The sequence below is a fragment of the Janthinobacterium aestuarii genome (genome assembly GCF_046113285.1).
Lineage (GTDB): Bacteria > Pseudomonadota > Gammaproteobacteria > Burkholderiales > Burkholderiaceae_D > Janthinobacterium.
In genome coordinates this window covers 4,092,692-4,116,792 of sequence record NZ_CP142524.1, presented here as the reverse complement: position 1 = coordinate 4,116,792, position 24,101 = coordinate 4,092,692, and the positions used below count along the sequence as shown (strand labels likewise).

21 protein-coding genes and 6 tRNA genes are annotated in these 24,101 nt (G+C 62.8%); 19 read left to right on the top strand and 8 right to left on the bottom strand.

Annotation, left to right across the window (positions count from 1 at the left end):
• Positions 1 to 131: 131 nt before the first annotated feature.
• The 3 genes from OX462_RS18435 (at position 132) to OX462_RS18425 (ending at position 442) form a co-directional block, all read left to right on the top strand.
• A tRNA-Ala gene (locus tag OX462_RS18435) sits at positions 132 to 207 on the top strand.
• A gap of 37 nt (positions 208 to 244) precedes the next feature.
• Positions 245 to 320 (top strand) — tRNA-Glu (locus OX462_RS18430).
• A gap of 46 nt (positions 321 to 366) precedes the next feature.
• Positions 367 to 442: transfer RNA gene (locus OX462_RS18425), tRNA-Ala, on the top strand.
• A 249-nt stretch (positions 443 to 691) separates the two neighbouring features.
• Here OX462_RS18425 and OX462_RS18420 read toward each other — a convergent pair.
• Positions 692 to 1,627, bottom strand: coding sequence for a LysR family transcriptional regulator (locus tag OX462_RS18420; RefSeq protein WP_409028762.1), 936 nt, complete (start codon positions 1,625 to 1,627; stop codon positions 692 to 694).
• Positions 1,628 to 1,831: 204 nt separating this feature from the next.
• Here OX462_RS18420 and lhgO point away from each other — a divergent pair, with 204 nt between their 5' ends.
• The 12 genes from lhgO (at position 1,832) to aqpZ (ending at position 10,759) form a co-directional block, all read left to right on the top strand.
• Positions 1,832 to 3,037 (top strand): L-2-hydroxyglutarate dehydrogenase, encoded by a 1,206-nt coding sequence (lhgO, locus tag OX462_RS18415; protein ID WP_070290416.1) that lies wholly within the window; start codon positions 1,832 to 1,834, stop codon positions 3,035 to 3,037.
• 103 nt (positions 3,038 to 3,140) lie between these two features.
• A complete protein-coding gene (locus OX462_RS18410) occupies positions 3,141 to 4,454 on the top strand; it encodes an MFS transporter (protein ID WP_227742140.1) in 1,314 nt (437 codons plus the stop codon).
• 326 nt (positions 4,455 to 4,780) lie between these two features.
• Positions 4,781 to 4,856 (top strand) — tRNA-Glu (locus OX462_RS18405).
• A 122-nt stretch (positions 4,857 to 4,978) separates the two neighbouring features.
• Positions 4,979 to 5,054: transfer RNA gene (locus OX462_RS18400), tRNA-Glu, on the top strand.
• A 70-nt stretch (positions 5,055 to 5,124) separates the two neighbouring features.
• Positions 5,125 to 5,200: transfer RNA gene (locus OX462_RS18395), tRNA-Glu, on the top strand.
• Between the two features lie 95 nt (positions 5,201 to 5,295).
• Complete coding sequence (gene earP, locus OX462_RS18390) at positions 5,296 to 6,465, top strand: elongation factor P maturation arginine rhamnosyltransferase EarP (RefSeq protein ID WP_409026752.1); 1,170 nt, start codon at positions 5,296 to 5,298, stop codon at positions 6,463 to 6,465.
• 135 nt (positions 6,466 to 6,600) lie between these two features.
• On the top strand, positions 6,601 to 7,176 hold the full coding sequence (locus OX462_RS18385; protein ID WP_070223695.1) for an elongation factor P: 576 nt from the start codon (positions 6,601 to 6,603) through the stop codon (positions 7,174 to 7,176).
• Positions 7,177 to 7,334: 158 nt separating this feature from the next.
• Positions 7,335 to 8,474 (top strand): amidase family protein, encoded by a 1,140-nt coding sequence (locus OX462_RS18380; protein WP_409026751.1) that lies wholly within the window; start codon positions 7,335 to 7,337, stop codon positions 8,472 to 8,474.
• 35 nt (positions 8,475 to 8,509) lie between these two features.
• Positions 8,510 to 8,920: a hypothetical protein gene (locus OX462_RS18375; protein ID WP_070223698.1), complete on the top strand. Its 411-nt coding sequence runs from the start codon at positions 8,510 to 8,512 to the stop codon at positions 8,918 to 8,920.
• Positions 8,921 to 8,985: 65 nt separating this feature from the next.
• On the top strand, positions 8,986 to 9,444 hold the full coding sequence (locus tag OX462_RS18370) for an Ivy family c-type lysozyme inhibitor (RefSeq protein ID WP_409026750.1): 459 nt from the start codon (positions 8,986 to 8,988) through the stop codon (positions 9,442 to 9,444).
• A complete protein-coding gene (locus OX462_RS18365) occupies positions 9,444 to 9,854 on the top strand; it encodes a GNAT family N-acetyltransferase (protein ID WP_070312216.1) in 411 nt (136 codons plus the stop codon). Before OX462_RS18370 ends, OX462_RS18365 begins: the two co-directional genes overlap by 1 nt.
• A gap of 215 nt (positions 9,855 to 10,069) precedes the next feature.
• On the top strand, positions 10,070 to 10,759 hold the full coding sequence (gene aqpZ, locus OX462_RS18360) for an aquaporin Z (protein WP_034758233.1): 690 nt from the start codon (positions 10,070 to 10,072) through the stop codon (positions 10,757 to 10,759).
• A gap of 215 nt (positions 10,760 to 10,974) precedes the next feature.
• On the opposite strand, the gene OX462_RS18355 is transcribed toward aqpZ, so the two are convergent.
• On the bottom strand, positions 10,975 to 11,802 hold the full coding sequence (locus OX462_RS18355; protein ID WP_193725212.1) for an AraC family transcriptional regulator: 828 nt from the start codon (positions 11,800 to 11,802) through the stop codon (positions 10,975 to 10,977).
• 228 nt (positions 11,803 to 12,030) lie between these two features.
• On the opposite strand from OX462_RS18355, the gene OX462_RS18350 reads away from it, so the two are divergent.
• The 4 genes from OX462_RS18350 (at position 12,031) to OX462_RS18335 (ending at position 15,951) form a co-directional block, all read left to right on the top strand.
• Complete coding sequence (locus OX462_RS18350; protein WP_070223830.1) at positions 12,031 to 13,182, top strand: MFS transporter; 1,152 nt, start codon at positions 12,031 to 12,033, stop codon at positions 13,180 to 13,182.
• A 236-nt stretch (positions 13,183 to 13,418) separates the two neighbouring features.
• Positions 13,419 to 14,795, top strand: coding sequence for a cysteine--tRNA ligase (cysS, locus tag OX462_RS18345; RefSeq protein WP_070223828.1), 1,377 nt, complete (start codon positions 13,419 to 13,421; stop codon positions 14,793 to 14,795).
• 42 nt (positions 14,796 to 14,837) lie between these two features.
• Entirely contained in the window at positions 14,838 to 15,416 is a 579-nt protein-coding gene (locus OX462_RS18340) for a hypothetical protein (protein ID WP_409026749.1), read from the top strand.
• Complete coding sequence (locus OX462_RS18335; protein WP_409026748.1) at positions 15,409 to 15,951, top strand: hypothetical protein; 543 nt, start codon at positions 15,409 to 15,411, stop codon at positions 15,949 to 15,951. The genes OX462_RS18340 and OX462_RS18335 overlap by 8 nt, the downstream gene beginning before the upstream one ends.
• Here the strand turns inward: OX462_RS18335 and dbpA are convergent.
• The 6 genes from dbpA to OX462_RS18305 all read right to left on the bottom strand — a co-directional run bounded on the left by dbpA (position 15,938) and on the right by OX462_RS18305 (position 23,823).
• On the bottom strand, positions 15,938 to 17,362 hold the full coding sequence (gene dbpA / locus OX462_RS18330) for an ATP-dependent RNA helicase DbpA (protein WP_070223823.1): 1,425 nt from the start codon (positions 17,360 to 17,362) through the stop codon (positions 15,938 to 15,940). The genes OX462_RS18335 and dbpA overlap by 14 nt on opposite strands.
• Positions 17,363 to 17,474: 112 nt before the next feature.
• Complete coding sequence (locus OX462_RS18325) at positions 17,475 to 17,711, bottom strand: hypothetical protein (protein ID WP_070223821.1); 237 nt, start codon at positions 17,709 to 17,711, stop codon at positions 17,475 to 17,477.
• Positions 17,712 to 17,916: 205 nt separating this feature from the next.
• Complete coding sequence (locus OX462_RS18320) at positions 17,917 to 19,581, bottom strand: acid phosphatase (RefSeq protein WP_409026747.1); 1,665 nt, start codon at positions 19,579 to 19,581, stop codon at positions 17,917 to 17,919.
• A 116-nt stretch (positions 19,582 to 19,697) separates the two neighbouring features.
• Positions 19,698 to 22,154: a TonB-dependent siderophore receptor gene (locus OX462_RS18315; protein WP_409026746.1), complete on the bottom strand. Its 2,457-nt coding sequence runs from the start codon at positions 22,152 to 22,154 to the stop codon at positions 19,698 to 19,700.
• A 141-nt stretch (positions 22,155 to 22,295) separates the two neighbouring features.
• Positions 22,296 to 23,303, bottom strand: coding sequence for a FecR domain-containing protein (locus OX462_RS18310; RefSeq protein ID WP_070310477.1), 1,008 nt, complete (start codon positions 23,301 to 23,303; stop codon positions 22,296 to 22,298).
• A gap of 1 nt (position 23,304) precedes the next feature.
• Complete coding sequence (locus tag OX462_RS18305; protein ID WP_409026745.1) at positions 23,305 to 23,823, bottom strand: sigma-70 family RNA polymerase sigma factor; 519 nt, start codon at positions 23,821 to 23,823, stop codon at positions 23,305 to 23,307.
• Positions 23,824 to 24,101: the final 278 nt, after the last annotated feature.

Sequence of the window (24,101 nt, the reverse complement as noted above, 5' to 3'; positions counted from 1 at the left end):
AGTTGTGGTATAGTAGTGGCAGTTGTTTGTACTGATTGTTGTAAGTTCAGGCCCGTAAAAAACGGAATCTGGATGGAAAGCAAGTAGTGGAACAAAGTCGCCAAGTGCGGCTTTTATTATTTCTGCGCCCGGGGGGTATAGCTCAGCTGGGAGAGCGCTTGCATGGCATGCAAGAGGTCAGCGGTTCGATCCCGCTTACCTCCACCAACAGCGCAGAAGTAAGGTAGTAAACTGTAGTTCCTTGGTCCCCATCGTCTAGAGGCCTAGGACATCACCCTTTCACGGTGAGTACAGGGGTTCGAATCCCCTTGGGGACGCCAGTTCAGTCTGGTGTTGTAGTAAGAAGTAGCAGTGTTTCTGCGCCCGGGGGGTATAGCTCAGCTGGGAGAGCGCTTGCATGGCATGCAAGAGGTCAGCGGTTCGATCCCGCTTACCTCCACCAACAGCGCAGAAATCACGTGATAATCAAAGTCGCCTCGAGCGGCTTTTTTTATTTCCGCGACACTTCCCGCCATACCCGACAGGGGAGTGTGGCGTAGGTCGGATTAGCGTAGCGTAATCCGACAGCACCATCTTCTGAAGCCAGCATCCGTATCCATGCCGCCTCCACCAACAGCACATAAATCACATGATGACCAAAGTCGCCTCGAGCGGACGAGGTGGCCAGCGGGCGGCGCATGGCCGGCAGTTATCAGCGTTCCGTTATGCTGCCCAGCGGTCGCGATAGATCGGCAGTGAAGTCGACATATTGGGTGGAAAGCCCGCGTAGCTGGTCGAGCAGTGGACGGTTGTCTCCGCGCCGCCACTGAAAAGAATAGATTACCGGTGCTGGCATTTCGGCGGCGGCGAGCGGGAGCAGCAGACCCTGGTCAACCAGCTTTTGACTCCAGCCAGTGGGCAGTATGCCGATCCCGACAGAGGCAATCAGCATGCCGGCAATGGCCCCCCAATTATTGCAACTTATGCGCTCAACGGCAGCGATGCCGTGAGCCAGTAGCCAGTCATCAATCAGTCGCGTGGTGCCAGCTGATGGCGGTAAGGCAACGATGGGCTGTCCAGCGTCAAGTAAATCGGCGGCACCACGTAAGCCAGGCGGGCTGTCAGATACAGCCAGGGTTGGCGCGGCAAGCCAGATGAATTGTGCTTGGCTGACTGGTTGCGACAGGATGCCGTGGTGCGATGAGCGTCCGGCAATGATCGCAAAATCGAGCTCGCCCTTGGCGACACGGCTTTCCAGAACTGAGCCCACGTCGACATAGGGTTCGAGCGTCAATTTGGGATGCAGTGCCCGGACTTGCGCAATGAACTGCGGTAGCCAGGTCAGCGCGCTGAGTTCGCCAACACCAAAGGTGCAACGGCCAACTAGCCCGGCAGAGGGTGTGAAGGCGGTACGTATTGCGGCGGCGTCATCGAGCAGCGCCAGCGCGCGTGGCAGCAATGCCTGGCCTGCATCGCTGAGTACGGCGCGGTGGCCACTCCGGTCGAACAGATTGATGCCAAGCGCTTCCTCCAGTTCTGAAATGCGCTTGGAGAGAGACGATACGGACAAATGCAGGCGTTCGGCGGCAATCGCAAAGTTGGCGCAGGTGGCGGCCCAGTAGAACGCTTCGAGTTGCTTTAAAGTCATGGACATCACTTGTTCTCTTTTTTCGAAATTAATTGTACATAATTTTTCGCTTTTATCTAAATTGTGCTTGATCAAAAATGCTTGACAGGGCAAATCGCGTCGGTGCCAGGCGTTGGGCGGGCGGCATATGCAGGCCCTCGCCCTTCGCCAAAGTGATGCATGTAGCAGTGAAATGACGAGTTTGTTATTTTTTTGAGAGGCGCAATGAACAAGAAGCGTTATGCAGTTATCGGCGGGGGGATAAATGGCCTCGCAGTCGCACGTCAGTTATTGTTGGATTTTCCCGACGCCACGGTGGTGCTGTTCGAAAAGGAGGCGAGTGTCGCCAGTCATCAGTCCAGCCACAATTCGGGTGTGGTCCATGCCGGTCTGTACTATGAGCCGGGGGGACTCAAGGCACGACTTTGCAGGCGCGGGGGCGAATTGATTGGCAACTATTGCCGCGACAATGCGATCCCCTACGACGAGTGCGGCAAAGTTGTCGTCGCGCTACAAGAGGAAGAGTTGCCTCGCCTGGAGGCGATTTATCGGAAAGCGCAGGCCAACGGTGTGCCTGGCGTGCGGCTGATCGGCTCAAATGAGCTGCGCGAAATCGAGCCCAACTGCATCGGCCTGGGCGCCTTGCATTCACCGAAAACGGCGATTGTCAGTTACGGTCAAATTGCGGCCCGAATCGCCGATGAAATCAGGGAACGTGGCGGGCGCATTTGTCTGAATTCACCGGTTGAGCGCCTGCTTGAGCAAGGCGGCGAAGTACGGGTCGAACTTGCAGACGGAGAGGTCTTCGATACGGTATTCGATCAGGCAATTGCCTGCGCGGGTTTGCAGTCAGATCGCCTGGCAGAGCGTTCGGGCGATCAGGACACGCCACGCATCGTACCGTTCTTCGGCCAGTATTACGTGATCGACGAGGCTTTCAAGTCGCATGTCAAAGGCTTGATCTACCCGGTGCCGGACCCGCGCTTTCCTTTCCTCGGGGTGCATTTCACAAAGCGTATCGACGGACAGATGACGATCGGCCCGAATGCTTTCATATCCTTCGGTCGCGAGAACTATGACGGGCGCAGCATGAACCTGGCCGACATCTTCAATTTTGCCAGCTACCCTGGCTTTTGGAAGTTTGCTGCCCGTAACCTGCCGGCGACGCTTCGGGAACTGAAGACTGTGGTCAGCGAGGCGAGCTTTGTCCGCGAGGCGGCGCGCTATGTGCCGACGCTTGCCTCGGTCGGTATTGTTCCGGCGGTGCGTGGGATCCGTGCCCAGGCAATGGAGGCCAATGGTGCGCTGGTTGACGATTTCGTGATTCGCCAACACGGCAACATTACCCACATCCGCAATGCACCGTCACCAGGGGCGACATCGTCGCTAGCCATTGCTGAATACATTGTGCGTGAAGTGATGAGGCGCTGAGTTTGCGTAGCGGACAACGTACGGTTGTCTGTCGCTCCCCGGCCAGCCCCAACTCGAACGCTCTAGGCGAAAAATAAAAAAATTAATTCATGAAGGAGACATTTTGAACATTCAAAAAACGGAACAGGAAACCCCGGCACAGACAAAAAGTCGTTTGCGCAAAGTGGCGGCAGCGACCATCGTCGGCTCAATGCTGGAGTGGTATGACTTTTATCTTTACGCGACGATGGCGTCGATTGTCTTCAGCAAGGTCTTCTTCGATACCTCGGACCCGGCGAATGCATCGCTGCAAGCCTTTGCCACCTTCGCCATCGGCTTTGTGGCGCGACCGATCGGGGGGCTGTTCTTCGGCTACTTCGGCGACCGCTACGGGCGCAAGAAAATGTTGTTCGTTACTTTCTGTATGATGGGCTTGTGCACGACCGCCATTGGCCTGGTCCCTTCCTACGCCAGCATCGGCGTTTGGGCGCCCCTGTGCCTGGTGCTGATCCGCATTGTGCAGGGCCTGGGCGCCGGTGCTGAACTGGCGGGAGCGGCGGTAACTTCCTACGAACATGCGGCCGACAACAAGAAGGGACGACAAGGTGCGTGGCCTGCATTGGGGCTGAACCTTGGCCTGTTGCTGTCGTCGCTGACCGTTTATCTGCTGACCGTCAATGGCGACAAGTTTTTGCTTGCCGGCGGCTGGCGCATTCCCTTCATCCTCAGTTTCGTGCTGGTACTGGTTGGGCTCTGGGTGCGTGGGAGTCTGCCGGAAACGCCAGAGTATCACCACTTCGAGGAAAGCCATCGCCAGAAGAGGCCGTTCCGCGAATTGTGGAAAACCAATCTTAAGGGCCTGGGCGTCGTCTTCTTTGTCGCCATCGGTTACAACGCACTGAGCTATGTCTTCAAGACCTTCTCGCTGGCCTACCTGACCCAGTTCAAAGGCATTTCGGCCAGCGTGACATCGCTATCGGTGACACTGGCCAGTCTGGTCGCAATCTTTACCGTCCCGCTCTTCGGCTATCTGTGTGACAAGTTCAGCAGCAAGAAGCTGCTGATCGTCGGCGGCCTGCTGTCAGCATTGTTCGCGTACCCGTTCATGCAGTTGCTCGACAGCGGCGAGAACAGGCTGATTTACCTGGCGCTGATCGTCGGCACCGGGGTGCTGGCGCCGATGATGTTCGCCCCACAGGGCTCTTTCCTCAGTCGCCAGTTTGCCGTGCAAAACCGCTCGACGGGGGTCGGTTCGGGGCGTGAAATCGGCACTGCCATTGCCGGCGGTATTGCCCCGTTGTGGGCGTTATCAATGGTGGCCCAGTCCGCGACGCGTGACACGAGCGCCGTGGCCTTGATGCTCACGTGCTCCGGAGCGATCGTCGCATTGGCAGCATACTTCGACCAAGGTTATCGCTTCAGCCATTACAAGAACTGATGGTCAAGGCGGCGGGCCAGGCTTGCTCAGCTCCTCCCGCCGCCCAACCCTTGTATGACGCGGGTTTGGGTCAGTGCAAACGAAGGGGGGGCAAGAGGCTTTCCTTTTGCTGGTCTGGCTGCTGTTGCGGAGGACCTGTACCTCGCCCGCGCAGCCGATCGATTGCACATTGAGCAATCGCCGCCGGGAGCGGTTTCCTCCATGGAAAATAAGATGCGCCTGCGGTTGATTTTGTGAGCGGCCCCGTGCTATACTTCGCGCACGCTTTTTTGAGGGGCTAAGCAAAGCCTTCATCGAAGAGTCCGCTGAGAGTAAAGCCAGCACAGGTCCCCATCGTCTAGAGGCCTAGGACATCACCCTTTCACGGTGAGTACAGGGGTTCGAATCCCCTTGGGGACGCCAGGATTTAGTTGTAAAGCAAGAGTGCAGTGCTGAACGGGCCTGACAAGTCAGGCCTTTTTTGTTTCTGCGATTGCTGTAGTACCGGGTCAGGATGCGAAGTAATGCATTCAGGACAGATTTCTGTCCCCATCGTCTAGAGGCCTAGGACATCACCCTTTCACGGTGAGTACAGGGGTTCGAATCCCCTTGGGGACGCCAGATTCGCACGCAGTCAGCAAGTAAAGTAACAGGTCGGGATGCAACGCAGCGCATCCAGGACAGATTTTCTGTCCCCATCGTCTAGAGGCCTAGGACATCACCCTTTCACGGTGAGTACAGGGGTTCGAATCCCCTTGGGGACGCCAGACCGGCTGAATCAGCCAACAAAAAAGCCGCCTGGTAACAGCGCGGCTTTTTTGTTATTGGCCGCCATGCCCACGTTTTTCTCTTCCTCTTGACTATGCCACTACCTACCGATCGCGCACCATCTCTCGCCATCTTCTGCAAAGTCGTCGACAACTACGGCGATATCGGCATTTGCTGGCGCCTGGCGCGGCAGTTGAACGGCGAGCACGGCGTCGCCGTCACCCTGTGGGTCGATGATTTATCCAGTTTCCGGCGCATCTGCCCCGAAATCGACGTGGCGGCCGAAGCGCAGCAGGTGTCCGGCGTCACGGTCCGCCACTGGCGCGGCCAGGATGGCGCGTTTGCCCCCGTCGATATTGCCGACATCGTCATCGAGTTTTTTGCCTGCGACATTCCGCCCGGCTATATCGCCGCCATGGCGCAGTGTGCGCCGCATCCCGTGTGGCTGAATCTGGAGGGATTGACGGCGGAAGAGTGGGTCGAGGGCTGCCACGCGCTGACGTCGCCGCGCCACGGCATGATCAAGCATTTCTTCTTTCCCGGTTTTACCGATAAGACGGGCGGCTTGCTGCGCGAAGCGGCGCTCGATGAAAAAAGGCTGGCGTTCCAGTCCGATGCGCCCGCCATGGCGGCATTCCTCGGGCAGTTCGGCGTCACGGCGGCGGAAATGTGCGCCGTGAAAGTATCGCTGTTCTGCTATCCGTCCGCGCCCGTCGCCGAGCTGTTCGCGGCCTGGCAGGCGGGTGAGCAAGCTGTGGTATGCCTGGTGCCGGAAGGCGTCGCGTTCGACGCCGTTCAAGCGTTTATTGGCGACGATGCGGCGGTAGCCGGTGCGGCGCGCACGCGCGGCGCGCTCACCGTGCGCGTGCTACCTTTCGTGCCGCAGGACGATTACGACCGCCTGCTGTGGGCTTGCGACGTGAACCTGGTGCGTGGCGAGGATTCCTTCGTGCGCGCGCAATGGGCGGGCCAGCCGTTTCTCTGGCATATCTACTTGCAGGACGAAAACTTGCATCACGTGAAATTGCGCGCCTTCCTGCAGCGCTATGCGGTCGATGCGGACGGCGCCATCGACAGCCTGGTGCAGGCGGCGCTGGCCTGGAATGGCGCCAGCGCGGACGCCTTGCCGTGGGCGCAGCTGTGGCCCGCATTGCAGGCCGATCTGCCGCGCATCCGCGCGCGCGCGCAAGCCTGGCAGCGGCAGATGCAGGCGCATGGCGATCTGGCAAGTAACTTGCTGGCGTTCGCCGGCGCGACGAGATAGGCGCTTGCCCAAAATTAAGGTAAAATGCCCGGTTATTTCTAACGTATTTTTAACCGATCAAACGCAAGCTTGCGGCGCTGATGGCGCACAGGCGGCAGATGGTCTTCATGCAACCCACTTTTTACGTACATTCCTATGAAACCCGCAAAAGAAATTCGTGTTGGCAATATCATCATGGTCGACAGCAAGCCAATGATCGTGTTGCGTTCTGATGTCAACGGTTCGAGCCGCACGGGCTTCACCTACAAATGGAAGATGAAAAATCTTCTGACGAACACCCCGATGGAAAACGTGTTCCGCGGCGACGACAAGTTCGACGTGGTTGTTCTGGATAAAAAGCCAGTGACGTATTCGTACTTCGCCGACCCGCTGTTCGTTTTCATGGACACCGAGTACAACCAGTACGAAATCGAAGAAGAAAACCTGGGCGATGCACTGCATTACCTGAAAGATGGCATGGAATGCGAAGCCATTTTCTACGACGGCAAGGCTATCTCCGTTGAACTGCCGACGACCATCGCCCGTCAAGTGGTGTACTCGGAGCCTGCGGTCAAGGGCAACACGTCGGGCAACGTCCTGAAAGAAGCCAAGATCGAAAACGCCATCGACGCGCACCGCCACACCGTGCAAGTGCCGCTGTTCGTGGCACAGGACGACGTCATCGAAATCGATACCCGTACCAACGAATACAAGCGTGTCGTGCGCAACTGATACGCGCCAGTGCTTGACCATCAAGAAACGCTGCCTTCGGGCGGCGTTTTTTTTTGCTTGAAAAATAATTCCTTTCAACAACAATTGAGTTGCAAGGACTGCTATGCTACGGCTAGCACATTATTGCGTTAGAAACACTGAGGTTTCCTGGAGATACGATGCAGCGCAGTCAGATGTTACGCAGTGGCGCGTCCCGGGGCGTGTCGCGCCCCGTATTGGCCCGTGCCACGGCGCCCGCCAGTCCCATGGCCCATTTGCTCGACGCAGGGGTCTTGCCGCAACAGCAGATGATGCAGGCAGGCAAACTCAGTTCCCATGCGCTGACGTCGCAGTACCTGGTGCGCATCCGCTCCCTGTGCAGCATCGGCGCGCGCGCCTATCCCGGCATTGAAATCAATCCCGACGCACTGAAAATTGCGCTGGAAATGGACCGCGAGCGGCAGGTGCACAAGGTGCGCGGCCCCTTGCATGGCATCCCCGTGGTCTTGCGCGACAATATCGCCACGGGCGACCGCATGAAGACGCACACGCAGGCACCCCTGGCCACGCATGCCAGCTGCGATTCCTTTGTGGCGGCGCGCTTGCGCGCGGCCGGCGCCGTCATCATCGGCAAAAGCAATTTGCGCCAGTGGGCCGCCGTCAGCGTGCCGCATGCCAGTGCCAGCTGGGCCGGCCTGACTATCCTGGCCGTCGACAGCGCAGCGGACGGCTCCATCGTCGCGCCTGCTTCAAACTGCGGCCTGGTCGCCATCAAGCCCACGGGCAGGACTGCTGGCGGGCAGGGCGGTGAGCCAGCCACGGCAGGGCCGATGGCGCCCAGCGTGCGCGAGGCGGCCTGGCTGCTCGCCGCCCTGACGGGCGAGCGCCTGGCCGATGGCTTGACGCTCGACCTTGCCGGCTTGCAAGGGCGCCGCATCGGCGTGGCGCGCAGCCTGTTCGGCCTGTGCGCCGGGACCGATGCCGTGATCGAGCAGGCGCTGCTGGTGTTGCGCGAACAGGGCGCCGAACTGATCGAGCCGCCGCCCGCGTCCGGGTCTGGCGGCATTGAAGCGCTGCTGCGTTCGCATGCGCTCGATGCGCTGGTGGGGCCGACCTGCCATGGCGTATCGCCGCAGTCCGACTTGCCGCATATTACGGTGCCTGCCGGCATGGTCGGGGGCTTGCCGGTCGGCTTGTCCTTCATCGGCCCAGCCCACGGCGACATGGCGCTCATTGCGATGGCGTATGCCTACGAGCAGGCGACTTTGCACCGGCGCACGCCCGCACTGCCATCGAGCATCACCCTGGCGCTGCGTTGACCATGATGATTCCTTTCGTTTTCTTTCGATAAACTATGCTTGCAAGCTTGCTGCTGAGTGCGGCCGTGGCCGCCACCCCGACTCCTTTTGACGCCGAGCAACTGTCCGGCAGCTGGTCCGACAGCGTGAATACGAATAGTGTGTGCGAAGAAGCGCGGCACTTTACGCGCATGCAGTTGTCTGACGATCATCAGCGGCTGGCGATCTTCAACGACCGCACGTGGAAAAGCAAGCTGGGCGAAACCAACCGCTTTGCCGCGACGGTGGTGGCGGAAACGGAGCGCAGCCTGACGTTGCGCTATGACAATGAGACCCGCCTCAATGCCGCTGGCAAGCTGGTGGAATGGCAGTTGATCATCGTCGCGCCCGGCGTGTACCGCTGGCGCGAGACGGGCTGGCCGGAAGGCAAGGTCAACGGCGTGGTCGGCATCCGCTGTTCTCCCTGAGGCGCGCGCACAAGCATGCCATTCTGTTATGCTTCCGGCATTACATTATGCTTTTAGGAGTTTGCATGTCTGTACGTTTGCTTTTACCCGTATTCCTGGGCGCCGCCGTGGCGCTGGCCGCCGTGCCGGCACAAGCGCGTACGCCCAGACTGTCGCTGATTGAGCAGGCGCAAAGCTGCGACGGCGGCCATACCTGTCCGTATTTCCCCGATGTCTACAAGGCGGACTACGCCTTTCGCAAGGCCTTCAATGAGGGCTTGAAAAAGGCGGGCCTGAAGCGGCAGCGCTGGGTGCCCGATGGCGTGGCCAGCCCGCTCAAGCCCGTCGAGATCGACGGCAAGGCACGCCTGCTGAGCAGCGTCTGCGAACCGCACAATTGCGGCCACCGCTATTCCATTTTGTACGACCCCGTCGCGCGCAGCATGACGGGCGTGTACATGGGCAGCGATGCCAAGGGCGGCTTGCGCACCGTGTATTTCGGCGAGCCCAGCATCGCCGAAGCCGACTTGCTGTACAAGAACTGATGCACGCGCCGCTACGCATTTCCAGCGAGCGCGGCGAGCTGGACGTGCCCATGATCCACCGCTACCTGAGCGAGCAGTCGTACTGGAAGCGCGGCGTGGCGATCGAAACGGTGCGCAAGGGGATCGCCAACGCGCTGTGTTTCGGCGGCTATGTGGATGGCCAGCAAGTGGCGTTCGCCAGGGTCATCACCGACTACACGGATTTTGCCTACCTGCGCGACGTGTTCGTGCTGCCGTCCTACCAGGGGCGCGGCTACGGCAGGCAGATGGTGGCCGCCGTACTTGGTGATGCGCGCTTGCGCGATGTCGCCTGGATGCTGGGCACCGATGACGCGCATGGCCTGTATGCGGGCTTTGGCTTTGCGCCGCTGGAGGCGCCGGAAAAGTACATGCGCCGCCCCGCGCCATGAGAATTATCAAAACAACCTTTAGGTGTCAAGAGAACTATTAGCATTATTGTACGCAATAATGTTGCATTGATAATGACGTCGTGTCATTATGCGCGCTCTGCAGCGTGCGTTGCTGGTGCTGTGCTTTGCTGTCGCCCTTGGGCGCGGGCAAAGGTGGTGAGCGGTCCGATTGGTCGTCCCTGGCACGTTTTCTCGTCACTTTAAAGGAATACATCATGAAACAATATGGCGCCGAATTTCTCGGCACGTTCTGGCTGGTACTGGGCGGTTGCGGCAGCGCCGTCCTGGCCGCCGCCTTTCCCGGCCTCGGCATCGGCTTTGTCGGCGTAGCGCTGGCGTTTGGCCTGACGGTGCTGACCATGGCTTACGCCATCGGCCACATCTCGGGTTGCCACCTGAATCCCGCCGTCTCGATCGGCCTGTGGGCGGGCGGCCGCTTTCCCGCCAGCCAGTTACTGCCTTACATCATCGCGCAAGTGCTGGGCGCCATCGTGGCTGGCGGCGTACTGTACGTGATCGCCAGCGGCCAGGCCGGTTTCGACGTCAGCAAGGGCTTTGCCTCGAACGGCTTTGGCGCCCATTCGCCGGGCGGTTATTCGATGCTGTCGGCGCTGGTCATTGAAATCGTGCTGACGATGTTCTTCCTGATCGTCATCCTGGGCGCCACCGACAAGCGCGCGCCGGCCGGCTTCGCCCCGCTGCCGATCGGCCTGGCGCTGACCCTGATCCACCTGATCAGCATCCCCGTCACCAATACCTCCGTCAACCCGGCCCGCAGCACGGGCGTGGCCCTGTACGTAGGCGATTGGGCCACCAGCCAGCTGTGGCTGTTCTGGCTGGCACCGATCATCGGCGCCTTGCTGGGCGCGCTGGCCTACCGCTTGATTGCTGGCGAAAAAGAGTAGGTCGGCTTAGCCCGCAGGGCGTAAGCCGACAATGCCGACAGCTTAGCTTGTCGGCTTACGCGCGGCTGCGCCGCGCTAAGCCGACCTACGACGCTGGTTTGGCGGCTGCCGGTGAACAATCAAGTTGTAGGTCGGCTTAGCCCGCAGGGCGTAAGCCGACAATGCCAACAGTGCAGCTTGTCGGCTTACGCGCGGCTGCGCCACGCTAAGCCGACCTACGCGGCGCGCCACTCGCTCAGGTAGTGCTGCGGCGTGCGGCCCAGGATGCGGCGGAACATGGCGCTGAAGGCGCTGGGGCTGGCGTAGCCCAGCGCATAGGCGATGGCGGCCACGCCTTCGCCCCGGTCCAGGCGGCAGAATGCCTCGGCCAGGTGGACTTGCTGCAGCCATTGGCGGTAGTGCAAGCCCGTTTCCTTCGGGAATAAGCGGATCAGGGTGCGCGCGCTGGCGCCCGCATCCTGGGCCCAGTCCTCGATGCTGCGCCGGCTGCCGGGCGCGTCCATGATGGCCGAGCAGACGGCCACCAGGCGCCGGTCGCGGGGCCAGGGGATGGCGAGGGGCACGGTGTCGGCCGCCGCCAGTTCCGACAGGATCAAATGCGCCAGCCAGTCGCCGCGCCCCGCCAGCGCATATTCGATCGGTTCGGCCAGCAAGGCCAGGATCAGCTCGCGCAGCAGCCGGCTCACTTCCAGCACCTTGCAATCGGCGCCATACGGGGCCGCCACCTGCGCATCGATGTACACGGTGCGCATGCTCAGTTCGCTCAAGATATGGACTTCATGCACGACGCCCACGGGGATCAGCAGGGCGCGCCGGGGCGGCAATATCCACACGCCATGTTCGGTGGAAACGCGCATCACGCCTTCCGTCGCATACAGCAGTTGCGCCCGCACGTGGCTGTGCGGCGCCGTGTAGTCGCCGGCCGCATATTGCCTGGACATGGCCGTCACGGGGCGCGGTACATGCTGGTAATCGTGCGAGCTGGTGCTGCGGCTGAAGGGCACGCCATCGGGGTGGGTCTGGGCGGGTGGGTGGGTGTACATGTCGGTCGTTGGCTTGTCGCCTGATTGTCACTCAGTTGTCACTTGGGCGACGATTATTGGAAGTTATCAGTTCAGTGACCATACTATACTGGCTTCTTTGCCGGGCCGCCCGCCGTGCCCGATTATTGCGGAAGACACATGCATACAACCACAACTGCCCCGCCATTGGCCAAGTCCGTGCCGGCGGCTCCCTCGCTTCATAGTTCCCAACAACAATCCGGTCTGGCCATGCACATCCTGGGCGCCGTCGCCTTCGTGCATTTGCTCAATGACTTGATCCAGGCATTATTGCCGTCGATTTATCCGATGCTGAAAGCCGAGTTTTCACTCAGTTTTACCCAGGTCGGCCTTATAACCCTGACGTTCCAGTGCACGGCATCGTTGCTGCAGCCCTGGATCGGCTTGTATACGGACCGCCGTCCGCTGCCATTCCTGCTGCCGGTCGGCATGTGCTTTACCCTTGCCGGCGTGCTGATGCTGTCCGTCGTCTCGACCTTTCCGACCCTGCTGCTCGCCGCCGGCCTGATCGGCGTCGGTTCCTCGACTTTCCACCCGGAAGCGTCGCGCGTGGCGCGCATGGCCTCGGGCGGGCGCTACGGCTTTGCCCAGTCCCTGTTCCAGGTGGGCGGCAATGTCGGTTCCGCCCTGGGACCGCTGCTGGCGGCCGCCGTCATCGTGAACCGTGGCCACGGCAATGTCGCCTGGTTCAGCTTGCTGGCCGTGCTGGCCATCGGCGTGCTGTACAAGGTCAGCCACTGGTATAGCGGCCACCTGGCCAGCTTCAAGCCGAAGGCGGGCGGCCATGGTCCGAACTTGTCGCGCAACAAGGTGATTGGCGCGCTGGGCGTGCTGGCGCTGCTGGTGTTCTCGAAGTACATCTACATGGCCAGCCTGTCGAGCTATTACACGTTTTACCTGATCGACAAATTCCACCTGTCGCTCGGCGATGCCCAGCTCTACCTGTTCCTCTTCCTCGCCGCCGTGGCGGCCGGCACCTTCATGGGCGGCCCCATCGGCGACCGCATCGGCCGTAAGCGCGTGATCTGGATTTCCATCCTGGGCGCCGCGCCGTTCACCCTGCTGTTGCCGTATGTCGACCTGTTCTGGACGGCCGTCCTGACGGTGATCATCGGCTTCGTGATTTCGTCCGCGTTTTCCGCCATCGTCGTTTTCGCGCAGGAACTGGTGCCGGGCAAGGTAGGCATGATCGCAGGCATCTTCTTTGGCCTGATGTTCGGCGTGTCCGGCATCGCGGCCGCCGCCATGGGCCACCTGGCTGATATCTCCGGCATCGCCTATGTGTATAAAATCTGCTCCTATCTGCCGCTGCTGGGCATCCTGACGGTGCTGCTGCCACAGATCGAGCAGGCGAAAAAATAAGCGGGTGACGCGGGAGGGCTTGACGGCCCGCCCGCGTACATGCGATATTCGTCCCATGATCACTTTCATCCTCACTCCAGTTTCTGTATCCGGCGCCGCTGCTGCGCTGTGTCCGTGCGCCTGGCCCCGTGAGGATGCGGCTGCGCGCCGCTGACGTTTTACTCCTCATTCGATGGCCACAGTGTTGAAAAACCTGTGGCCATTTTCTTTTTCCGCAGCGTTAATGAAAGCCCCGCATGACACTTCATCTGTACGATACCTATGCGCGCAGCCTGCGCCCGTTTGAACCCATCGCCCCGGGCCAGGCGGGCCTGTACGCCTGCGGCCCCACCGTCTACGATTACGCGCACATCGGCAACCTGCGCACCTACCTGTTCGTCGACGGCTTGCGCCGCGCGCTCGCGTTCAACGGCTTGCAGGTGCGCCACGTGATGAACATCACGGACGTGGGCCATTTGACGTCGGACGCGGACAGCGGCGACGACAAGATCGAAGCGCGCAGCGCCCGCAGCGGCAAGTCGGCCTGGGACATCGCCCTTGAATTTACCCGCGCGTTCGAGGACGATCTGCGCCAGCTCAATATCCTGCCGCCCACCGTCTGGTGCCGCGCCACCGACCACATCGCGGAGCAGGTCGCTTTCATCCTCGACCTGGAAGCGAAGGGCTATACCTACCGCACGGACGACGGCATCTATTTCGATACGACGCGCCAGGACAGTTACGGCAAGCTGGCGCGCCTGAAGCGCGACGGCCTGCAGGCGGGGAAGCGGGTGGACTTGGGACAGAAGCGCGACATCTGCGACTTCGCGCTGTGGAAGTTCAGCGGTGTGCCGGGACAGCGGCAGATGGAGTGGGACAGTCCCTGGGGCCTGGGTTTCCCCGGCTGGCACATCGAATGCTCGGCCATGGCGGAAAAGCACCTGGGCGCGTATTTCGACATCCATTGCGGCGGCGAAGACCACGTGGCCGTCCACCACAGCAACGAGATCGCGCAAACGGAAGCGCGCCACGGCACGCGCCTGGCCAACTTCTGGCTGCACGGCGCCTTCCTCAAGACGCAGGATGCGAAGATGTCGAAATCCTCGGGCGACTTCCTGCGCCTGCAAAGCCTGGCGGAGCAGGGCATCGATCCGCTGGCCTACCGCTACCTGTGCCTGGGCGCCCACTACCGCAGCAGCCTCAATTTTACGGATGAAGCCTTGCGCGCCGCCAGCAGCGGCCTGGCGCGCCTGCGCGTGGCCGTGCATGGCCTGGGGGATGCGGACGGCGAGGCCGATGCGACATGGTTGGCGCGTTTTAGGGCCTGCATCAACGATGACCTGAATTATCCGCGCGCGCTGGCCGTGACCTGGGAGCTGCTGAAAAGCGCGCTGCCAGATGGCGTGAAAAAGGCCACCATGGCCAGCTTCGACGCGGCGCTGGGGCTCGATCTGCTGGCCTGGCAGCCGGCGCAGGTGGAAGTGCCGCAGCCGGTGCTGGCGTGGCTGGCGGAACGGGCCCACGCCCGCGCGCAGCGCCAGTGGGCCGAGGCGGACCGCTTGCGCGAACTGGCGCGCGCGGCCGGCTACGACATCGACGATACGCCGCAGGGGCAACAGGCGCGGCCTTTGTGAAGATGTCCTGCATAATGGCCGCCTGATGAAACTGGAGATGCCGTGAAGCGTCGTTTGCTGTTACTGAGTTGTTGCCTGGCCTTTTCTGCCGCCCGCGCGGCCAGCGAGTGTCCGGGCTTTCCCGTGCTGGCCACGTCCGGCGAAGCGCTGCTGGCGCAAGTGCGCGCGCTGCCGCCCGTCGGCATCGACCGCGAACGGCAGGCGTGCGCGCCGGCGACCGTCATCGACTTCGCCTACAGCGGTGGCATCTTGTGCCGCTTTGGCGACGACGGGGGGGCGGCCGATGCCGCGACCGCCGCCGTCACGCGCCTGGCCGATGGCGGCGAACTGGTCGAATACCTGTATCTGTTCCCGTATGCGCCGGCTACGCATGCGCGCCTGCTGGCGCTGCTGGCCGCGCGTTTTGTGCCAGTCGACAAGGCGGCCTGGCCCGCCTTCCTGCAGCGCGCCACGCCAGGCAAGGAAACCACGGCCCTGTTCACCCACGGCGGCTACCATATTTCGCTGGGCAAGCCCACCGAAGGCGATCCGGCCGACTGGTATTCGAACGTGATCTTTGAAAAGATGGATAAACCCGCACTGGGCGTGCGCAAGGTGTGCCGGGAGGGGCGCGATGGCTGAAGCGGATGCCTTTCCGGCGGCCTTGGCCGGCACCGTGGCGCAGCTGCTGCCCGCGCTGGGGAGCGGCCGGACACACCCGCCATTTGCCGTGCGCCAGGATGGCGAGGCCTTGCTGATCCCGGCGCGCACCTATTATGACCGCGAGCCGCTGCTGGCCTGTATGCGGCTGCCCGGCGACGCGGGCGTGATCGCCCTGTGCCTGGGCACGCGCCACCATGACGGCCATCTGCGCGAAGCGTGTGCAAGGCAGCTGCTGCTGCAGGAACGGGCGTGGACGGTGCCCTTCGTCGTGCACCTGTGCGGCGAATATGTGCTGGAGATTATCGAGGCAATTGGCGCGGCGCTGCCGGCCTGGAATGCCGATGCACTGGCGCGCTACCTGCGGGAGAATCCAGCATATCTCGATACGCTGGAGCGGCGCAACGTCAGTTACTGGAATTGCTATTACCGCGGGCAGTATCCCGTGTGGGACAGCTACCCGGGACGCAGGACCATGGCGGCCCTGCGTACCTTGCAAGGCCTTACGCCTCGATAAAGCGCATCTTGAAGCTGCGGCCCTTGATGTTGCCGAAGTCGCGGCCCAAGGTATTGCCCGCGTTCAGGCGCTTGAACGCCGCTTCGGCCACCTTGCGGTCGAGCGCCACGTAGGTCATGAACTCGAACACATTGATCTTGCCCACCTGCTCCTTGGTGAGACCCGCATCGCCCGTCAGCGCGCCCAGCAAATCGCCCGGGCGCAGCTTGTCTTTCTTGCCGCCCATGATGCACAGGGTGACCATCGGCGCCGGCAGCGCCTCCATTCCGTCATCTTCCGCCAGTTCCTTCAGGTCGTGCCATTCGGCGGCGCTGTTCTGGTATTGCTCGATCAGCTTGACCCATTTCTTCTCGTTCGGCGCGCACAGCGACAGGGCCAGGCCCTTCTTGCTGCCGCGGCCCGTGCGGCCGATGCGGTGGATATGCACTTCCGTGTCTTTCGAGACGTCGACGTTGATCACGGCGCCCAGGTCGGAAATATCGAGGCCGCGCGCGGCGACGTCGGTGGCCACCAGCACGGAGCAGCTGCGGTTGGCGAACAGCACGAGGATTTCATCGCGCTCGCGCTGTTCCAGCTCGCCGTACAGGGCCAGCGCGGAAAAGCCTTGCTGGCGCAGTTCCTCGGCGAGCTCGCGGCAATGCACCTTGGTGTTGCAGAAGGCAAGGGTCGATTCCGGCTTGAAGTGTTTTAACAGCTTGCCGACGGCGCTGTTGCGCTCGTCGAAGCCGATTTCATAGAAGCGCTGCTCGATCTTGTCGTTGTCGTGCTGCGCCTCGACCGTCACTTCCAGCGGATTGACGAGGAACGATGCCGTGGCGCGGCGGATGTCTTCCGGGTACGTGGCCGAGAACAGCAGGGTCTGGCGGCGCGCAGGGCAGGCGCTGACGATGCCGGCGATTTCCTCGTAAAAGCCCATGTCCGTCATGCGGTCCGCTTCATCGAGCACCAGGGTTTGCACGTGATTCAGGTTGATGGTGCCGCGGCCCAGGTGGTCGCGCAAACGGCCCGGCGTGCCGACGACGATGTGGGCGCCGTGTTCCAGCGAGGCGATTTGCGGGCGCATCGGCGCGCCGCCCGTCAGGGTCAGGATCTTGATGTTGCCGGCCGCGCGCGCCAGGCGGCGCAGCTCATTGGCCACCTGGTCGGCCAGTTCGCGCGTGGGGCACAGCACCAGGCCCTGCACGGCAAACCAGGCCGGATTGAGCTTGTGCAGGATGCCGATGCCGAAGGCGGCCGTCTTGCCGCTGCCCGTTTTCGCTTGCGCGATCAGGTCGCGGCCATCGAGCACCGCCGGCAGGCTTTGGGCCTGGATGGTGGTCATCTCGTGGTAGCCGAGCGAATCCAGGTTGGCCAAAAAGGCGGGCGTCAGCGGCAGGCTGGAAAAAGAAGTGGTGGCGGATGTGGTGTTCATAAAGGGCGGAGCCGGTAAAAAGCGGGTGAATGGGCACAGTCTACAGGCGTTCTACGCCCTTGTGCGGATGGTGGTGTGGAAGCCGGCGGCGAACGGCCGCCGGCGTGGGGTACTAATTATCGGGCGCCCAGATGGGCAAACCGGTCAGATCGAGGCCGGCGTCGCGCGTCCATACGGGCAGGCCCGTGGCGTCGGTCGGCTCCAGCAATTCGAGCTGCACCTGCTTCAAAGCCACCTTGCGCGCACGCGCGCGGCGCTGCGGCTCCGGCGCCGGCTCTGGCGCCTCGAGCGCTGGCGGCGGGCCGAAACCGGGCAAGTCGATGGTGGCGTTGTCTTTTTTATCTCTCATTTGCTAACCTCTATCCCTGGCCTGCGAAGGCCAAGGGGCGGGCAAGGTGCTGCCCGCCTATGTCAATACGCTTTCACTTCATCCACAAAACAAAAGCCCGGCTACTGGAGTCGGGCTCATTGTGAATATCATCGGCAGGAAAAGCAGACCTGCGGATTTAAGTGCGGCACGCAGTGTATCACAGGCGTGCCGCACCGTGTGGGGCTTAACGGAAGCTGAGGGCGCCCGTCAGGTCACCGGGAGGTAGGGCTCCCCGTGCTGCAAACGCGTCGTTGCGCACTTTCAGGCCTTCGAGCAGCGGCAGGTCGTGCAGGCGCGTGATCAAACGCAGGATCGACGTCGTGTCGTAGAAACTGTGGTCGACGGCGCCTTTTTTCGCGTACGGCGAGACGACGATGGCGGGAATGCGCGTGCCCGGGCCCCAGCGGTCGCCCTTTGGCGGCGCCACGTGATCCCACCAGCCGCCGTTCTCATCGAACGTGATCACCACGATCATGTCCTTCCACTGCGGCGATTCCTTCAGATGCTGGATGACGTTGGCCACGTGCTGGTCGCCCGATTCGATGTCCGAATAGCCCGCATGCAGGTTCAGATTGCCCTGCGGCTTGTAGAAGGTCACGGCCGGCAGCTTGCCTGCCACGGCGGCGGCGAGGAATTTGTTCGAGATCGGGCTGTCGCCCGTGCCGCCGTCGCGCAGGTGCTCGGCGCGCGCGGCCGTGCCGGGGGCGAACTGCTTGAAGTAGTTCAGCGGCTGGTGGTGGAACTGGAAGTTCGGCTTGCTGCCGCCGCCCTTGTGGTCGAGCGCCGCTTGCCAGCCGCCGCCATACCACGCCCAGCTGACGCCCTTGCGCGACAGCAGGTCGCCGATGGTGTCATAGGTTTGCGGCGGCAGGGTATTCGCGTCGGCCGGGTCGGCGTGCAGCGGGTCGCCGTCGAAGGCAGGGCGAATGTAGCTGGGCTGGTAGGGCGGCGCCATGGTGTTGACGGCATAGCCGTCCGGCGTGATGGCGCCGTCGTTCACGTATTTCGGCTTGCCGTCCAGCGCCGAGGCGGGGCACTCGGGAGACAGGGCCAGGCGCACGCCTTGCGGGCCGTCGGCCAGCACGGCGATCTTTTTCTTCGCTGCCGTCTCGGCAGCATTGAAGTATTCGTTGGCGCGGCCCGTGACGAGGAACTGGTGGTTCATGTAGGAGCCGCCGAAGGCCGCCATGAAGAAGTTGTCGCACAAGGTGTACTGCTCGGCGATCTGCCACAGGTTCAGGTTTTTCGACGTTTCGCCATAGTGGCCCATCACCAGGCCGCCGCTGTCGGCCCACGCGGCGAAGCCGTCGTTCTTGCCGCCGTTGATCTGCATCTGGTTGTTATAGAAGCGGTGCACGAGGTCGCGCGTGATGATGCTCTCGGGCAGCGGCTTGCCGGCCGCGTCGCTCAGTTTGTAGGGCGCGTTGGCCAGGCCGGAAATCTGCTCTTCCTTGATCAGGTAATCGGTGCCGCCGATATTTTGCTGGTTCGGCACCAGGCCACCCCAGATCTTCGGCAGGCTGGCCAGCGGCTTGCCGTCGCGGTCCAGCTGCTGCGCCTGTTCCGCCGTGACGGCGGACAGGGGCGCGCTGGTGCCGGGGAAGTTGGCGAACAGGTTGTTGAAGCTGCGGTTTTCCAGATAGATCACCACCACGTTCTTGACGTGCGCCTTGAGTTTCGCGTCGAGCGAACCCTTGGCGATGGTCTTCCTGGCTGGTGCGGCGTCGGCCAGCGCCGGCAGGCTGGCGGCCAGGCCGACTGCGGACGCAGCCTGGAAAATGCGCCGGCGCGAGGGATTGGCGGGTTGGTCGGCCGGATCGGCTGGCAGGGCGGGGGCGAGGTCCTTCACACATTCTCCTTGGGTGTCTCTATGGGCACGGGCGTTGGCGGCAATGGCCGGCAACGCCCGTGAAGCGGGAAAATTGTATCACCGGCCCTGCGCCCCTGTGAAATATTCGGCCTGCCCTAGAACTGGTAGCGCACCTTCAGTGCTACCTTGCGCGCCGGGCCATACATGCCCGAGTACCACCAGTCCGACACGGAAGCCGTGTACTGCTTGTCGAACAGGTTGGCCACGTTCACGGTGGCAGAGAGCTTGTCGTTGACGTCGTAGCGCGCCATCAGGCTGGCCACCGAGTACGCCTTCTGTTCCCAGTGCAGGGTACTGTTGATCTGCCACGCGTCGATGTCGGAATACACGCGGCTTTGCCAGTTCACGCCGCCGCCCACCGTCAGGCGATTGAACTCGCCGGGCAGGCGGTAAGTGGTCCACAGTTTCACCAGGTGGCGCGGGAAGGTGGTCAGGATCGCCTTGCCGGTATTGTTTTCCGTCTGGCTGTAGGACCACGCAGCCGAGATGTTCCAGTCCGGCGTCAGCGCGCCCGTCGCTTCCAGATCCACGCCCTGGGTCTTGGCGCCCTTGATGGTGCGGTTGGCGGGATTGTTCGTGCCAGGGACGGTGTAGCCGGGGTCCGATTCGGCCAGGTTGCTCTGGCGGATCTGGTACAGCGCGGCGGCCGTGTTCAGACGGCCATCGAACCAGCCGCTCTTGATGCCCGCTTCAAAGGTCTTGCCCTCGCGCGGCGCCAGCAGCTTGCCGTAGCGGTCTTGCTGGGCTTGCGGCTGGTAAATGGTGGAATAGCTGGCGTAGGCGCTGTGCGTGGCGTCGATGTCGAACACCAGGCCGCCATACGGCGTGAAGACGCGGCTTTCCGAGGCTGGCGACGCGCTGTAAAACGGCACGGAAGGCGCGTCCGAGATGTAGTTCTCGCTGTAGCGCAGCACCTTGGCGCCGGCGATCAGTTTCAGGCGCTCGGACAGGTTGAGGCGCGTGGCTGCATACGCGCTGGCCTGGCGGCGCGTGCTGTCGTAGGTGACGTAGGTATCGCCAAACACGGGCGTTGCCAGGCGATTCCAGCGGTACAGGTTGACGCCGCTGCCCTGGATGCTCCAGTCGAAGCGGCCGTCCGTCTTGCTCTGGAATTGGTTGTAGTCCATGCCCAGCACCAGCTCGTGCTGGCGGCCGAAGGCGCTGAACGGCCCGCGCACGTTGACGTCCACGCTGTTGACCTTCAGCTGGTAATCGCGGTAGTCGGCGCTCAGGCCCAGGCCATCGCCTGTGGCCTGGTCGGGGAAGCCGGCGCTCACGTTCATGTAGACGGCGCGCTCCTCCTGCGACGACTGCACGCGGTTGGCCGAGATTTTCAGCTTCCAGTCGTTCGCCAGCGCGTGTTCCAAGGTGGCGAAGATGTCGGTTGAATTGGTGTTGAAGCGATTCGACCTGGCCGCCGGGCTGAAGGAGCGGGGCAGGTCCGTCATGACGCCATTGCTGTAGAACAGGGGGAAGCCCAGGTAGGAGAGGGAACCGTCCGAGCGCTTGCGCTGGTGCGTCACGCCGGCCGTCAGCTTCGTGTCGCTGGACAGGTCCGCCTCGACCACGCCGTAGACCACTTTCTTGTCGCGGCTGTAGCCGTCGATGATGCTGTCGCCTTCCTCGTACACGGTCACCAGGCGGCCGCGCACCGTGCGCGCCTCGTTCAGCGGACCCGAGATGTCGGCCATGGCGCGCCGCTCATCGTAGGAGCCCAGCTCGCCCTCGACGGCGGCCTGGAACTGCGCCGTCGGCTTCTTGCGCACCATGTTGATGGCGCCCGATGCGTCGCCCGCGCCCGTCATCAGGCCCGAGGCGCCGCGCAGCACTTCGATGCGGTCGTACAGCGCCATGTCGGCCAGGCTTTGCGACGGTATCGCGTCGAGGCCCAGGTTTTCCGAATGCGTGCTGATGCCGTCGAGCTGGTAATTGGTGATCGAATAGCCGCGCGAGGTAAAGCCCGTGCGCTCACTGCCCAGCGAAAACAGGGTGATGCCCGGCGTTTGCGCCATCACTTGCGCGATGGTGCTCAAGCCCTGGTCCTGCATGCGCTGCTGCGTGATGACGCTGACCGACTGCGGCGTTTCCCTGATCGACAGGCCCAGCGGCGTGGCCGTGGCGATCGGCAGGGCGGAGACATACGCGCCCGAGCCTTCGGTGGTGTCCTGCTGCGCCTTGACCGACACTTCCGGCATCATGGCGATGGCCTCCGCGCCGGATTCCGCCTGGACCGGGCGCAGCACGTAGCTGCCATTGGCGCTGCGCTCGGCCTTCAGGCCCGTGCCGCGCAGCACGCCGTTCAGGGCGGCCAGCACGTCGTGGCGGCCGCTCAAGCCCGCCGACGTCTTGCCGCGCGTCTGGTCCGGCGTGAAGCTGAGGATGACCCTGGACTGGCTGGCGACCTGGCGCAGCGCCGCCGCCAGGTCGCCGGCCGGCACCTGGAAGTCGAGACTGGCCGCAGCGGCGGCCGCGCTTTCCTGCGCCAGGGCTGGCGCCTGGACGTTCAGCAGCAGGGCCGAACCGATGAAGACGAATTGGATGGCATACGCCATGGGTTTGATACGCGGCTTGGAATGAATGGCAGGAGACATGGTTACCTTGTGGTGTAGTCGTCAAAAAGAACGTTGCCTACACAGGTCACGCGAGAATCGAAAACGGGTACCTTTTTTTTGCGCTGGCGTCAAAATACATGTTCAGCGCTGCCGCCGCGCTTCCACCTGCACCCAATAGCGCGTGCGCAGGCGCACGTCCACCGGCAGGGAATCGGGCAGCGACAGCAGCACGGCGTCCAGGTCGGCCAGCGGGAAGACGCCGGAGATGCGCAGGCCGGCCACCGCGTCGTCGCAGCCCAGCAAGCCGTGGCGGTAGCGGCTCAATTCATGCAGGAAGTCGCGCAGCGGCATGGCGTCGGCCAGCAGCAAGCCCTGTCGCCAGGCCCAGATGTCGGGCGAGACGGCGTGCGCGGGCGAGGTGTTTTGCGCGGTCATGCCGCCGCCCTGGCCCGCCTGGATCACGAGACTGCCATCGCCCTGGCGCGGCATCAGCCGCACGGCGCCTTCCTCGACGGCGACCAGCGTGCTGCCGTCCGCCTGGCGCACCGAGTAGCGCGTGCCCAGCGCCTGCGCCTGGCCTTGCGCCGTTTCGACGAGGAAGGGGCGGTAAGGCCGGCCCGTTTCGCGGGCGGTGGCGATGAAGACTTCGCCCCGCACCAGTTGCAGCAGCCGTTGCGTGTCCGTGTAGCGGATGTTGACGGCGCTGCCGCTGTTCAGATGCAGGCGGCTGCCGTCGGCCAGGGTCAGCTCGCGGCGTTCGCCCACGCCGGTGGACAGGTCGGCCAGCGCGGCGCGGGCCATGCCGGGCGCATATTCCGAGCGCGCGCCGAACCAGCCCGTGATGCCGATGGCCGATACCCACGCCAGCAGCCGCAGGCTGCCGCGCCGCGAGACGGAACGCGAGAGGGGACTTTGCAGCAGCGCCTGGCGGCTGGCTGGCCCATCGAGTTCGCGCAAGCCGCCGCTGACGCTTTCGATGTGACGCCATGCCCGTTCATGGTCCGGGTGCGCCTGGCGCCACTGCTGCCAGGCCGTTTTTTCCGCCGGCGTCGTTTCGCCGCTCATCAGGGTGGTCAGCCATTCGGCCGCTTGCATGGCGACGGCCAGGTCGATGGGCTGGCCCTGGGCGTAGACGGTGGCGCCGCGCATGTCAGGGCGCGGCAAAATCGGGCACGGCAAAAAAGCACAGCAGGTTGGCCTTGCTCAGGTATTTTTTGACGGAATGCGTGGTGGTGCCCAGTTCGGCGGCGATCTGGGCATAGCTCATCCCGTCCAGGTGGGCCAGCAGGAAGGCGGCCCTGGCCTTGGCGGAGAGCCGGTCCAGCGCGCGGTCGATCAGTTGCAGCGATTCGAGCAGGATGGACATCGCTTCCGGCGACGGTGTACTCGCTTGCGGCTGGTGCCGCAGGGCGTCGAGGTAGGCGCGTTCCAGTTCTTCGCGCCGGCAGTGGTTGGCCAGCAGGCGCTTGGCGATGGTAGCCAGGAAGGGGCGCGGCTGCGCGATCCCGGCACTGCTGCGCGCAACGAAGATCTTGAGGAAGGTATCCTGCGCCAGGTCGCCCGCCAGCCCCGCATCGTGCAGGCGGCGCTTCAGCCAGTGCAGCAGCCACGAGTGGTGCTCGGCGTACAGGGCCTGGAATTCGGACGGCGGGGAAGGGGCGGACAGCATGCGGACGGGATGGAATATCTTAATCTAAATGAGAATTGTTCTCATAATAGCGCAGCGGCGCACGCCAGGCAATCAGGAAAACGCGGCGTTGCTGAAATGCGACTGCGGGCCCGGGCCGCGCGTGGCGCGGGCTTTGCGCCTGCGCACGGCAGATGTAAAAGTTTCCTTGGCGCAAGCTTTCATGTGAGAAAATGCGGGCTGTCGATGTGGTGCGGAGCGGAGCGAAAAATGATGTGGATGGTTGGCGGTGTCCTGGTTCTTCTGGTCGCCAGATTTTT

What these genes read in the sequence shown, in the direction of transcription:
- OX462_RS18420 (WP_409028762.1), bottom strand. Translation starts at nt 1,627, where the DNA reads ATGACTTTAAAGCAACTCGAAGCGTTCTACTGGGCCGCCACCTGCGCC.
- lhgO (WP_070290416.1), top strand. Translation starts at nt 1,832, where the DNA reads ATGAACAAGAAGCGTTATGCAGTTATCGGCGGGGGGATAAATGGCCTC.
- earP (WP_409026752.1), top strand. Translation starts at nt 5,296, where the DNA reads ATGCCACTACCTACCGATCGCGCACCATCTCTCGCCATCTTCTGCAAA.
- OX462_RS18385 (WP_070223695.1), top strand. Translation starts at nt 6,601, where the DNA reads ATGAAACCCGCAAAAGAAATTCGTGTTGGCAATATCATCATGGTCGAC.
- OX462_RS18380 (WP_409026751.1), top strand. Translation starts at nt 7,335, where the DNA reads ATGCAGCGCAGTCAGATGTTACGCAGTGGCGCGTCCCGGGGCGTGTCG.
- OX462_RS18375 (WP_070223698.1), top strand. Translation starts at nt 8,510, where the DNA reads ATGCTTGCAAGCTTGCTGCTGAGTGCGGCCGTGGCCGCCACCCCGACT.
- OX462_RS18370 (WP_409026750.1), top strand. Translation starts at nt 8,986, where the DNA reads ATGTCTGTACGTTTGCTTTTACCCGTATTCCTGGGCGCCGCCGTGGCG.
- OX462_RS18365 (WP_070312216.1), top strand. Translation starts at nt 9,444, where the DNA reads ATGCACGCGCCGCTACGCATTTCCAGCGAGCGCGGCGAGCTGGACGTG.
- aqpZ (WP_034758233.1), top strand. Translation starts at nt 10,070, where the DNA reads ATGAAACAATATGGCGCCGAATTTCTCGGCACGTTCTGGCTGGTACTG.
- OX462_RS18355 (WP_193725212.1), bottom strand. Translation starts at nt 11,802, where the DNA reads ATGTACACCCACCCACCCGCCCAGACCCACCCCGATGGCGTGCCCTTC.
- OX462_RS18350 (WP_070223830.1), top strand. Translation starts at nt 12,031, where the DNA reads ATGCACATCCTGGGCGCCGTCGCCTTCGTGCATTTGCTCAATGACTTG.
- cysS (WP_070223828.1), top strand. Translation starts at nt 13,419, where the DNA reads ATGACACTTCATCTGTACGATACCTATGCGCGCAGCCTGCGCCCGTTT.
- OX462_RS18335 (WP_409026748.1), top strand. Translation starts at nt 15,409, where the DNA reads ATGGCTGAAGCGGATGCCTTTCCGGCGGCCTTGGCCGGCACCGTGGCG.
- dbpA (WP_070223823.1), bottom strand. Translation starts at nt 17,362, where the DNA reads ATGAACACCACATCCGCCACCACTTCTTTTTCCAGCCTGCCGCTGACG.
- OX462_RS18325 (WP_070223821.1), bottom strand. Translation starts at nt 17,711, where the DNA reads ATGAGAGATAAAAAAGACAACGCCACCATCGACTTGCCCGGTTTCGGC.
- OX462_RS18315 (WP_409026746.1), bottom strand. Translation starts at nt 22,154, where the DNA reads ATGGCGTATGCCATCCAATTCGTCTTCATCGGTTCGGCCCTGCTGCTG.
- OX462_RS18310 (WP_070310477.1), bottom strand. Translation starts at nt 23,303, where the DNA reads ATGCGCGGCGCCACCGTCTACGCCCAGGGCCAGCCCATCGACCTGGCC.
- OX462_RS18305 (WP_409026745.1), bottom strand. Translation starts at nt 23,823, where the DNA reads ATGCTGTCCGCCCCTTCCCCGCCGTCCGAATTCCAGGCCCTGTACGCC.